Origin of the sequence: Herbiconiux sp. UC225_62, from assembly GCF_042694625.1 — a bacterium.
Lineage (GTDB): Bacteria > Actinomycetota > Actinomycetes > Actinomycetales > Microbacteriaceae > Herbiconiux.
Genome location: NZ_CP170551.1, coordinates 4,293,022 through 4,303,339 on the forward strand (window position 1 = coordinate 4,293,022; position 10,318 = coordinate 4,303,339).

At 69.2% G+C, this 10,318-nt stretch carries 11 protein-coding genes; 3 read left to right on the forward strand and 8 right to left on the reverse strand.

Features of this window, described 5'->3' with window-relative positions; all coding sequences use genetic code 11:
* Window positions 1-17 precede the first annotated feature (17 nt).
* Window positions 18-1,301 (forward strand): glycoside hydrolase family 76 protein, encoded by a 1,284-nt coding sequence (locus ACFJGU_RS20890; protein ID WP_382306282.1) that lies wholly within the window; start codon window positions 18-20, stop codon window positions 1,299-1,301.
* Between the two features lie 57 nt (window positions 1,302-1,358).
* Here the strand turns inward: ACFJGU_RS20890 and ACFJGU_RS20895 are convergent, their stop codons facing one another.
* Together ACFJGU_RS20895 and ACFJGU_RS20900 are read right to left on the reverse strand one after the other, a co-directional pair.
* Window positions 1,359-1,820, reverse strand: coding sequence for a hypothetical protein (locus tag ACFJGU_RS20895; RefSeq protein ID WP_382306283.1), 462 nt, complete (start codon window positions 1,818-1,820; stop codon window positions 1,359-1,361).
* A complete protein-coding gene (locus ACFJGU_RS20900; protein WP_382306285.1) occupies window positions 1,801-2,271 on the reverse strand; it encodes an OsmC family protein in 471 nt (156 codons plus the stop codon). The genes ACFJGU_RS20895 and ACFJGU_RS20900 overlap by 20 nt, the downstream gene beginning before the upstream one ends.
* A 52-nt stretch (window positions 2,272-2,323) precedes the next feature.
* Between ACFJGU_RS20900 and gabT the strand changes: the two genes are divergently transcribed.
* Window positions 2,324-3,697: a 4-aminobutyrate--2-oxoglutarate transaminase gene (gabT, locus tag ACFJGU_RS20905; RefSeq protein WP_382306287.1), complete on the forward strand. Its 1,374-nt coding sequence runs from the start codon at window positions 2,324-2,326 to the stop codon at window positions 3,695-3,697.
* Window positions 3,694-4,683 carry an asparaginase gene (locus tag ACFJGU_RS20910; RefSeq protein WP_382306288.1) on the forward strand — a complete coding sequence of 330 codons (990 nt, stop codon included), beginning with the start codon at window positions 3,694-3,696 and terminating at the stop codon, window positions 4,681-4,683. Before gabT ends, ACFJGU_RS20910 begins: the two co-directional genes overlap by 4 nt.
* 98 nt (window positions 4,684-4,781) lie before the next feature.
* Here the strand turns inward: ACFJGU_RS20910 and ACFJGU_RS20915 are convergent, their stop codons facing one another.
* The 6 genes from ACFJGU_RS20915 to ACFJGU_RS20940 form a co-directional block, all read right to left on the reverse strand.
* Window positions 4,782-5,570 (reverse strand): ABC transporter permease, encoded by a 789-nt coding sequence (locus tag ACFJGU_RS20915; RefSeq protein ID WP_382310462.1) that lies wholly within the window; start codon window positions 5,568-5,570, stop codon window positions 4,782-4,784.
* A gap of 74 nt (window positions 5,571-5,644) precedes the next feature.
* Window positions 5,645-6,556, reverse strand: a complete 912-nt coding sequence (locus ACFJGU_RS20920) for an ABC transporter permease (RefSeq protein ID WP_382306290.1) — start codon at window positions 6,554-6,556, stop codon at window positions 5,645-5,647.
* An 8-nt stretch (window positions 6,557-6,564) separates the two neighbouring features.
* Entirely contained in the window at window positions 6,565-7,764 is a 1,200-nt protein-coding gene (locus ACFJGU_RS20925; RefSeq protein ID WP_382306292.1) for an ABC transporter ATP-binding protein, read from the reverse strand.
* Window positions 7,764-8,990, reverse strand: coding sequence for a PotD/PotF family extracellular solute-binding protein (locus ACFJGU_RS20930; RefSeq protein ID WP_382306294.1), 1,227 nt, complete (start codon window positions 8,988-8,990; stop codon window positions 7,764-7,766). The genes ACFJGU_RS20925 and ACFJGU_RS20930 overlap by 1 nt, the downstream gene beginning before the upstream one ends.
* Window positions 8,991-9,141: 151 nt before the next feature.
* Complete coding sequence (locus ACFJGU_RS20935) at window positions 9,142-9,621, reverse strand: hypothetical protein (protein WP_382306296.1); 480 nt, start codon at window positions 9,619-9,621, stop codon at window positions 9,142-9,144.
* An 88-nt stretch (window positions 9,622-9,709) separates the two neighbouring features.
* Complete coding sequence (locus tag ACFJGU_RS20940) at window positions 9,710-10,309, reverse strand: FHA domain-containing protein (RefSeq protein ID WP_382306298.1); 600 nt, start codon at window positions 10,307-10,309, stop codon at window positions 9,710-9,712.
* Window positions 10,310-10,318: the final 9 nt, after the last annotated feature.

Sequence of the window (10,318 nt, forward strand, 5' to 3'; positions counted from 1 at the left end):
AGCGGGAGAATGGGCGGGTGTCGGTTCGACGGGATGGTCAGGGGGATGCGGGGCCTGGGGCCGGCGGCGATTCGTGGGGTACCCGGGCCGAGCGGGCCCAGGATGCGCTGACCGCGGAATTCGGCACCCGCCTCCGGCGCGGTGGGCTGCGCAACACGGCACCGTGGCGGCTCCGGCAGGCCTTCGCCTTCAACTACTGGTGGCTCGCCCACGCGATCGAGGTGCGGGTGGACGCGTTCGAACGAAGCGGGCATGCCGACGCTCTCGGGAGTGCGCGACGGATTCTCGAGCTGGTCCGCCGACGCAACGGGGGCACGCTCGTCAACGACTACTTCGACGACATGGGCTGGATGGCGATCGCATTGCTGCGATTGCACGCGGCTTCCGGCGAGCGCCGCTTCCTCGACGACGCGATCGGGCTGTGGGAGCACATCGGGAGGGCCGGGCGCACGGCGGGGCACGGCGCGGCCGTCGCGTGGCGCGCGCAGCAGCTCGACTACGAGAACGCGCCCACGAACGGAGCCTTCGCACTGCTCTCGGCACGGCTGTTCGCGGTGACGGGCGATGCCGCCCACGCCCGCGCCGCGCAGGAGGCCGTGGACTGGATCGAGACGACGCTCATCGATCCGGCCACCGGCATCCTGGCCGACGGGGTGAACCGGCTCGGAGACGGCCGGATCGACACCGCGTGGGTCTTCAGCTACAACCAGGGGCTGTACGTGGGGGCGCTCGTCGAGATGGCGGGGTGGACGGGGTGGACGGATCGCGAACGGGGCGCGGGCCGTGCCGCAGGCGCGGGCACGGAAGCGGGCCGTGCCGCAGGCGCGGGCGCGGGCGCGGGCCGTGCCGCAGGCGCGGAAGCGGGCGCTGGCGCGGCCGACCGTACGGAGGGGGTCGGTGGGGCACTGGCGGGCGACCAGGCGCTGGCGCGGGCCGAACGCACCGCGGTGGCGGCCGTGCAGCTGCTCGCGCCCAACGGCGTGATCACAGGTGAGAACTCACGGCTCGATCAGCGCGGGGGCGGCGACATCGGTCTGTTCAAGGGCATATTCGTGCGCTACGTCGGCGAGTTGATCGCGCGGTTGCCTCGGGAATCGGAAGGGCGGCCCGTTCTCGTGGAGTTCGTCCGGGCGAGCACGGATGCGCTCTGGTCGGGCATCCGTCGGTCGCCGGATGTGCGGGCAGGCGACGACTGGAGTCGGCCGGCACCGCCGGTGACGTTCCTGTCCACGCAGCTGAGCGCCGTGATGGCGCTCGAGACCCGCGCCCGACTCGAGCGCGGTGGACTCATGGACGGCTGAGCCCGCCTCGGCACTCCGGCCGCCCGGAGCCAGGCCTCCCACCCGCTCGCGCTCGCCCTACTCCGGGATGACCAGACGCACCCGGAACTCGAGGCGAGCGGCGGGATCGTCCGGTCGCACACGCACCACGACCCGGCGCGAACGGTCGACGCCGGGCGGGCCCGCGACCGGACGGATGCCGTCGATCTCCTCGGCCGTCACCGCGAACGTGCGCTCCCCCGCGTTCTCGTCCGAGTCATCCGCCCATGCCGCCGGAGCGGAGCGGAACACGGGGTCCGCAATACCGGTGTCGACCCGCACGGTGCCGGCACGGGTGATGGCGACCGCGGTGAGCTCGACGGTGCGGCTGAGGCTGGCGTGGAGTGGCGCATCCGCTTCGCCGTTGCCGGTGCCGTGAAGGTCCTCGAACCGCACGATCGCGTCGCGTCGGAACGCCTCGCCGAGGGTGCCGCGCAGGGTGCGGCCGATCAGGAAGAGCTCGACCGGCTCTCCGGAGGGCTCAGCCCGTGACGAGGACACGGGGGTCGTGGTGCACGGGGAAGTTCACCGAGCTGGCGATGAAGCACACCTGGTTGGCCTCGTGGTGCATGGCGGCGAGCAGCTCGTCATCGACGGGCTCGGTCACGGTGACCACGGGATGCAGCGTGACGCTCGTGAAGCGGCCCCCGTTGCCCTCTTGCTCCATGACTCCTTCCGCGGCATCCGTGTAGTCGGTGACGACCACGCCGTGCAGCACGGCGACGTGCAGGAACGACAGCATGTGGCATTCGCTGAGGGCGGCGAGCAGCAGCTCCTCGGGGTTCCAGCGGTCGGCGTCGCCGTGGAAGGTGCGATCGGCCGAGGCCTCGAGCGGATGCTTGCCCTCCGCGGTCACGAGGCTCTGCCGCCCGTAATCGCGGTAGCCGCTGGTGCCGCTGCCGCGATTGCCACGCCAGGCCACATCGACGGTGTAGTGATGCTCACGATTCACCTGGCCATGCTATCTCCGGCGCCCCGGATGCCTGGCCTAAACTGGCCGGACTATGACTGACACCATCGACGCCTCGGTTGCGGCCCCCGTCTACTCGGTTCCCCAGGAGCGGAGGATCGTGACCGCGATCCCCGGCCCGAAGTCGCAGGAGCTGCACGAGCGACGTCTGGCCGTCGTGCCGCCCGGGGTCTCCAGCGCACTGCCGGTCTACATCGCCAAGGCCCACGGGGCCGTGCTGGTCGACGTCGACGGCAACCAGTTCATCGACCTCGGCGCCGGCATCGGGGTGACCACGATCGGTCACACCGAGACCGCGGTCGTCGCCGCCGCGGCCTCGCAGCTGCAGGACGTGGTGCACACGCTCTTCACCATCACGCCCTACGAGGAGTACGTGCGGGTCGCCGAGCTGCTCGCCGAGCACACCCCCGGCGACTTCGCGAAGCGCACCGTGCTGGTGAACTCGGGTGCGGAAGCCGTGGAGAACGGCGTGAAGATCGCTCGCAAGTACACCGGTCGTTCGGGCGTCGCCGTGCTCGAGCACGCCTACCACGGCCGCACCAACCTCACCATGGCCATGAACTTCAAGGCCGCTCCCTACTCCACCGGCTTCGGGCCGTTCGCCGGCGACGTCTACCGCGCCCCGAACTCGTACCCTTACCACGATGGATTGTCGGGCGCCGAGGCCGCAGCCCGCACCATCAACTACCTCGAGAAGACGGTCGGCGCCGCCGACCTCGCCTGCCTCGTGGTGGAGCCCATCCAGGGCGAGGGCGGCTTCGTCGTCCCGGCCGAGGGCTACCTGCCCGCGCTGCAGGAGTGGTGCACGGCGCAGGGGGTCGTGTTCATCGCCGACGAGATCCAGAGCGGCATGGCGCGCACGGGCGAGTACTTCGCCAGCACGCACTTCGGCCTGGTGCCCGACATGGTACTCACCGCCAAGGGCATCGCCGGCGGCCTGCCCCTCGCCGGCGTCACCGGCCGGGCGACGATCATGGATGCCGCTCAGCCCGGCGGTCTCGGCGGCACCTTCGGCGGCAACCCGGTCGCGGCGGCGGCCGCGGTCGCCGTGTTCGAGCAGATCGAGAAGGGCGCCCTGCTGGGTGAGGCGGCCCGCATCGAGCAGACTCTCACGACGGGCCTGCTGGCGCTGCAGGAGAAGTACGACATCATCGGCGACGTGCGCGGCATCGGGGCCATGGTGGCGATCGAACTGGTCGAGCCGGGCACCGGATCGACCACCAAGACGCCCCACGCCGAAGCCGTGAGCGCGATCGCCGCCTACGCCGCGCAGCGCGGGGTGCTCATCCTGACGGCGGGGACGTACGGAAACGTGCTGCGCTTCCTGCCGAGCCTCGCGATCTCCGACGAGCTGCTCGAGGACGCGCTCAGCGTACTCGACGAGGCGTTCGCCCAGCTCGCCCGATGAGCGACACGGACCTGCCCGGCACGGCGACACTCGCCGAGTCGGTCGAGCTCGCCGTCGTGACCCGCAGCGGCTTCGTCGAGTCACGGCACGCGGGCTCGGCGGTCGTGCTCTCCCCCGGCGGCGAGATCGTCGCGAGCATCGGCGCGCCCGACCGTCCGGTCTATCCGCGCTCGAGCCTTAAGCCGTTCCAAGCTCTCACCGTGCTGGAGTCAGGCGTCGAGCTCGGTTCCGTGCAGACGGCGATGTCCATGGCGAGCCACACCGCCACCCCGGCGCACATCGCCGTGGTGCGTTCCCTCCTGGAACTCGGTGCCCTCACCCCTGACGCGCTCGGCTGCCCCGCCGACTGGCCCGCCGATGCGGCGGCGCGCACCGAGGTGATCCGCAGCGGCGGCCACCCCGAACGCCTCTTCATGACCTGCTCCGGCAAGCACGCGGCCATGCTGCTCGCCTGCGCTGTCAACGACTGGAGCACCACCGACTACCTCGACCTCGCCCATCCGCTTCAGCAGCGCATCCTCGCCACGGTCGAGCGCCTCACCGGTGAGCCCGTGGTGCACACCGGGGTCGACGGCTGCGGCACACCGGTGCACGCGATGTCGTTGACCGCGCTGGCACGCGGCTACCACCGGCTGCGGCTCGCGGAGGAGGGACCAGCTCGGCAGCTCGTTGACGCCGCCCTTGCGAACGGGTGGGCGGTGGAGGGCCCTGGGCGCCCGAACAGCATCGTGATCGATCGCCTCGGCGTTCTCGCGAAGTTCGGCGCCGACGGTGTGATGGTGCTCGCCGCCCCCGACGGCACCACGGTGGCGCTCAAGATCCTCGACGGGAACCTGCGCCCGGCCACGCTCGTGGCGCTCAGCCTGCTCGCCCGACACAGCGCGCTCGAGCCGGCTGCGGTCGCCGACGTGGTCTCCGAACTCGACCTCACCGTGTGGGGCCGCGGCGAACCGGTAGGCGCTGTCATGGTGTCGCCGAACCTCTGACCAGAACACGTGCGGGGTGCGCTCCGTCCCGTCGGCACCGCCCGGTGGGCTCTACCCCGTCCGCTCTGCCCGCTCAGTTCTTGCCCATAGCCCAGGCGTCAACCCTGGCGCGCCAGCCTCTTCGCCCGTGCCGCGCGACTCACCTGGGCCACCACCACGATGATGATCGCCAGCAGGAAGACAGCGGACGCGATGACGTTCACCTGCGCCGGGATGCCGCGGGCGGCCGCGATGTAGATGAATTTCGGGAAGGTGTCGACGGCACCCGAGTTGAAGTTCGTGATGATGAAGTCGTCGAAGCTCAACGCGAACGAGAGCAGGGCGGCCGCCGCGATGCCGGGAAGCAGCAACGGGAACGTGATACGCCAGAACACCTGGGTGGGCGACCCGTAGAGATCGCGCCCGGCTTCCTCGAGCGCGGGATCGAGACTCGCCACGCGCGCCTTCACCGTCACCACGACGAAACTGATGCAGAACATCGTGTGCGCCAGGATGATGGTGACGAGACCCTTCTCAGCCCCGATCGTGAGGAACTGGGCAGCGAGACCGGCACCGAGCACCACCTCGGGCGTGGCCATCGGCAGGAACAGCAGCAGGCTGATCGCCGAGCGGGCGCGGAACCGGTAGCGCACCAGGGCGATCGCGATCAGGGTGCCGAGCGCCGTCGCGATCACGGTGGCGACGACCCCCACCAGGATGCTGTTGCCGAACGCCTCGCAGAGCCCCTGGGTGTTGCAGACCGTGAGCCACTTGTCGAGGGTGAACCCCTGCCAGGCGATGTTGAGCTTCCCCGAATCGTTGAACGAGAACACGAAGGTGTAGGCGATCGGGATGAGGAGGAACAGCAGGGCCAGCACGGTGTAGATCGGCAGACCGATGCCGCGCATCCGGAACCTCCGGCGCGACGCGGGCGAGGGCTCGAACGACGCCTGTTCGAAGGCCTTGGCGGGGACGGCGCTGGTCATATCAGGTCCTCCGTTCCAGAGCGGCGCACGTAGATCCCGACGATGACGAGGATCACCGCCATCAGCACGATCGAGAGGGCGGCCGCGATCGGATAGTTCTGCAGCACGAGGAAGTTCGCCTCGATCGCGTTGCCGACCATCGCCGTGGACGAACTGCCCAGGAAGTCGCGACTGGCGTTGATGTAGTCGCCGGCCGCGGGGATGAAGGTCAGCAGCGTTCCCGAGACGATGCCCGGCATCGAGAGCGGGATGGTGACCTTGCGGAAGGTGGTCCAGGGGCTCGCGTAGAGATCGGCTCCCGCTTCGATGTACCGGGTGTCGAGGCGCTCGAGGGTCGCGTACAGCGGCAGCGTCATGAACGGGATGAAGTTGTAGGTGAGGCCGAAGATCACCGAGAAGGCGGTGCCGGTGAGGTGCCCGTCGGAGGGGAGCACGGCGATCGACTTGAGGAAGACGACGATCGGCCCCTCATCCGACATGATCTGCTTCCACGCGAGCGTGCGCAGCAGGAAGCTGATGAAGAACGGTGCGATGACGAGGGTCAGCATCAGGCTCTGCAACAGAGGCCAGCGCCGCGCCTTCACACCGATGAAGTAGGCGATCGGGTAGCTGATCACGAGCGCGAGCACGGTGGCGATGAGGGCGTAGCCGAAGGCGCGCAGCACCAGCGGCCAGTACTCCGCCATGGCATCGGCGTAGTTCTGCCATTGGAACCCGGCCGTGTACTCACCGATGTCGCCGTCGAGCACCGGCTGCTGGAACGAGGTGATGATGAGCGAGATCAGCGGCGCGAGGAAGAACAGCACCAGGTAGAGGATGCCCGGCAAGAGGAGCACGAGCGCGATGAAGCTGCGCTTTCGCGGCGCCTGTTCGACGACGGCCTGGGACGAGAACGCGGTGAACGCCACGGTGCCGCCTAGGCCTGTTCCAGCTCTTCTTCGAGCGCGATCCGGCGCTGCACGGCGATCGACTCGGTCGAGTCGTCGGGCGCGAAACGGGGACCGTCGGCCGGGTCGTCTTCCAGACCGAACCCGTGGTCGGCGTTCCAGGACAGCCACACCTCGGCGCCCTCCTGCACGACCGGGCCGAACACCATGTTCTGCGCGAACACGGTGAGTTCGCCGACGCCGGGGACCAGCACGAGGTACTGCGTGCTGACGCCGCTGAACGAGACATCCGTGACCCGGCCGGGGCCGAGCACGTTGCGCCCGGGATCGGGGGCAGGGGCTTCGGTGAGCAGCGAGACCTTCTCGGGCCGCACGCCGACCGTGACCTCGCCGGCGTGCCGCTTGGCGCGGGTGCGGGGCACGGTGATGGGCACCCCGGCGACGTCGACGACGATCGCGTCGGCCGAACTTCCGGTGACCTGGCCCGTGAACAGGTTCGACTGACCGAGGAAGTTCGCCACGAAGGCCGTGCGCGGCAGCTCGTAGAGCTCCTCCGGAGCACCCATCTGCTCGATGCGGCCCTTGTTCATCACGGCCACCGTGTCGGCCATGGTCATGGCCTCTTCCTGGTCGTGCGTGACATGAAGGAAGGTGAGGCCCACCTCGGTCTGGATGGTCTTCAACTCGAGCTGCATCTGACGCCGCAGCTTCAGGTCGAGCGCGCCGAGCGGTTCGTCGAGCAGCAGCAGCGCCGGGCGGTTGACGATGGCGCGGGCGAGCGCGACGCGCTGCTGCTGCCCGCCGGAGAGCTGAGCCGGGCGCCTCGTGGCCAGGTGATCGAGCTCGACCAGTCGCAGCGCCTCGTGCGCCTTCACCACCGGGTCGCCCACCTTGCGCCGCCGCAGCCCGAACGCCACGTTCTCGAGGATGGTCATGTGCGGGAAGAGCGCGTAGGACTGGAACACCGTGTTGACGGGCCGCTGGAACGGCTTCGTCGATGTGACGTCCTTACCGCCGATGAGGATGCGCCCGGCCGTCGGCTCCTCGAGGCCCGCCACCAGGCGGAGCGTGGTGGTCTTGCCGCACCCCGAAGGGCCGAGCAGGGCGAAGAACGATCCGGCGGGGATCGAGAGGTCGAGCGCCTCGATGGCGGTGAAGCCCGGGAAGCGCTTGGTGATGCCGACCAGTTCGAGGTCGGCGCCCTTGTCGGCGAAGGATGCGATGGCCATCAGCTGCCCAGCAGGACCTTCTGGAACTGCGCCTGGTAGTCGTTCTCCTCCTGCGGCGTCAGCGTGCGGAAGACGTGGACGGTGGAGAGGGTCTCCTCGTCGGGGAAGATCAGCTGATTCTCCGCGAGCTCGGGGTCGAGGGCGACCGCGGCTTCCTTGGCCCCGACGACCGGGGTCACGTAGTTGACCCAGGCAGCGAGTTCCGCGGCCACCTCCGGCTCGTAGTAGTAGTTCATGACGGCCTCGGCGTTCTCCTTGTGGGCCGACCCCATCGGCACCACGAAGGTGTCGTTCCAGAGCGTGCCGCCGGCATCCGGGATCGCGAACTCCCACTTGTCGCCGGCCTGGGCGTTGAGCGAGGTGATGTCGCCCGACCAGCAGATGGCCGCGAAGGTGTCCTCGCTCTGCAGGTCGTTGAGGTAGGCGTTGCCCTTGATGTTGCGGATCTGACCGTCGTCGACCTGCTTGGTGAACACGTCCATCGCGTTCGCGTACTCGTCGTCGCCCCACTCACCGGTGATGTCGACACCCTGCGAGAGCATGATGAGGCCCATCGTGTCGCGCATCTCGGAGAGTACGCCGACCCGGCCCTTGAGCGCCGAATCCCAGAGGTCGTCGACGCTCTTCAGCCCGGCGGGCACCTTCTCCTTGTTCCAGCAGATGCCGGCGAAGCCGCCCTGCCACGGCAGTGAGAGGTGGCGACCCTCGTCGAAGTCGGGGTTCGCGAACGACGGGCTCAGGTTCGCGATGTTCGGGATCTTCGCGTGATCGAGTTCCTGCACGTAGCCGTTGCGCACCAGGCGGGCCACCATCCAGTCGGTCAGGCACACCGTGTCGGCTCCGATGTCTTGACCCAGCGCCAGCTGGTCTTTCACCTTGGCGTAATAGCTGTTGTTGTCGTCGACAGCCACGTTGTACGTGACCGTGATACCGGATTCGTCTTCGAACCCCATCAGAGTCGGGTAGTTGCCGTCGTCGTCCTCATCCATGTAGGCGGGCCAGTTGTCCCAGATGAGCGTCTTCTCCGTGGCCGAGACGTCTTTCGCCGGCGTGAGTTCCTTCTTCTCACCGGTCGAGCACGCGGCGAGAGCGAGAGCCGTGGCGCCGAACCCGGCCGCACCGAGGAAACCGCGACGGGAAAGCGACAGGGCCCGTGCGCGTTGCAAGGCCTGGGAGTGCCGGATCGCCTGCAGGATCATCGGGTCTTGTGGGGGTCTCAAGGTCATCCTCTTCACGCTTTCCTCTTGGGTGCCAGGTCGGGTGCGAGCCACGTTTCCGGGTGCTGCGGAGCTCGGAAAATGGTAGGTCTGATATTGGCACACGAGGTGCTTTCTCGACAGCGTCCACGACGAAAACCAGCACATCGAAACATACTCTTTACGAAATCAGTGCTGATGACGCGAAAATACCTCCGTTTTCGTCTGCCCGGGCATGCCGACCCCGAGTCCGGCGGCCGCGCATCCCGGCTTCCTCCAGTCGCGTCGGGAACTCGGCGCGCGAGAGCAGCTGACAGCGCAGCCGCACGGTCGAATCAGCGTGCAGCAGAGCCCAGGGAACGTCGTCGAGAGTAAGGCACGGAAGGTCGCCGTGCGGCGGCGGGCGGCCCCCGGCCGCCTCCGAGCCCAGTGCGACCACAGGCACCCCGCCGACCGTGATGCGGTCGTCGGCCCGCAGGAGCACCGGCGCCACACTCTGGGACGCCAGTTGCACCATCAGGGACCGGGCGACGGCCAGCACCGGCAGTCGCTCGCCGGCCAGCAGAAGCCCGACTCCGCGATCGTCGAGCTCGAGGGGAACCGGCTCCCGCGCGCGGGTGAGTCCGAGGCTGAGGAGGTAGGAACGGGGCTGGTGGGTCATGCATCCAGTCAACGCGAGAGGCGAGCGTCACCGGCGGCGCGCATCCGATCTGTGGAGAGGATCTCCGAGGAGCGCGCTTGTGCAGGACTCAGTGCACGTCGACGTACTGGTCGCCGATCCCGATGCGGGTGCCCCGCGGTACGCGCATCCGCTCGCCCGGAACCAGATCGATCGGGTCGACGAGGTCGAGCCCGAGGCGGGTACCGTTCGCCGAACCGCGGTCCGCGATCCAGAGCCGGTCGCCCTCGACGCCGAACTCGAAGTGGGTCTTCGACACGCTCCGCTCCGGGTCGACGATCTGCACCAGATAGTCGAACGATTCGCCCTCCCGCGCGGCCGGGTTGCGACCGACGAGACCGCTCCCCGAGACGCGGACGCTCTCGCCCGTGCTGAAGACCAGGCTGAACAACGGACCGCTGCGGGCGACCGCCGGCTCCGGCACGTCGCCCGTCTCGATCGGCCCTGCCGTCGCCGCGGCGACCGGCACGTCGTCGACGAGCGGTGTCGCCGGCATCGCCGGCACCGCGGGTGCCCCCGGCGAGGTGGCCGTGGCCGCCTGTCCGGGTGCCTCGCGCGCGATCGCCTCGAGCAGGGCGCGGCGGTCGTGCCGCTCGGTGTCGCCGAGAGTCGGCCGCGGAGCGATGGCGGAGGTGCCGCACTCGCCGCAGAGCAGAGCCCCCGCGGTCAAGGTCGTGCC

Coding starts and splice junctions, on each gene's coding strand:
- ACFJGU_RS20930 (WP_382306294.1), bottom strand. CDS start 8,990: ATGACCTTGAGACCCCCACAAGACCCGATGATCCTGCAGGCGATCCGG.
- ACFJGU_RS20910 (WP_382306288.1), top strand. CDS start 3,694: ATGAGCGACACGGACCTGCCCGGCACGGCGACACTCGCCGAGTCGGTC.
- ACFJGU_RS20935 (WP_382306296.1), bottom strand. CDS start 9,621: ATGACCCACCAGCCCCGTTCCTACCTCCTCAGCCTCGGACTCACCCGC.
- ACFJGU_RS20925 (WP_382306292.1), bottom strand. CDS start 7,764: ATGGCCATCGCATCCTTCGCCGACAAGGGCGCCGACCTCGAACTGGTC.
- gabT (WP_382306287.1), top strand. CDS start 2,324: ATGACTGACACCATCGACGCCTCGGTTGCGGCCCCCGTCTACTCGGTT.
- ACFJGU_RS20915 (WP_382310462.1), bottom strand. CDS start 5,570: ATGCGCGGCATCGGTCTGCCGATCTACACCGTGCTGGCCCTGCTGTTC.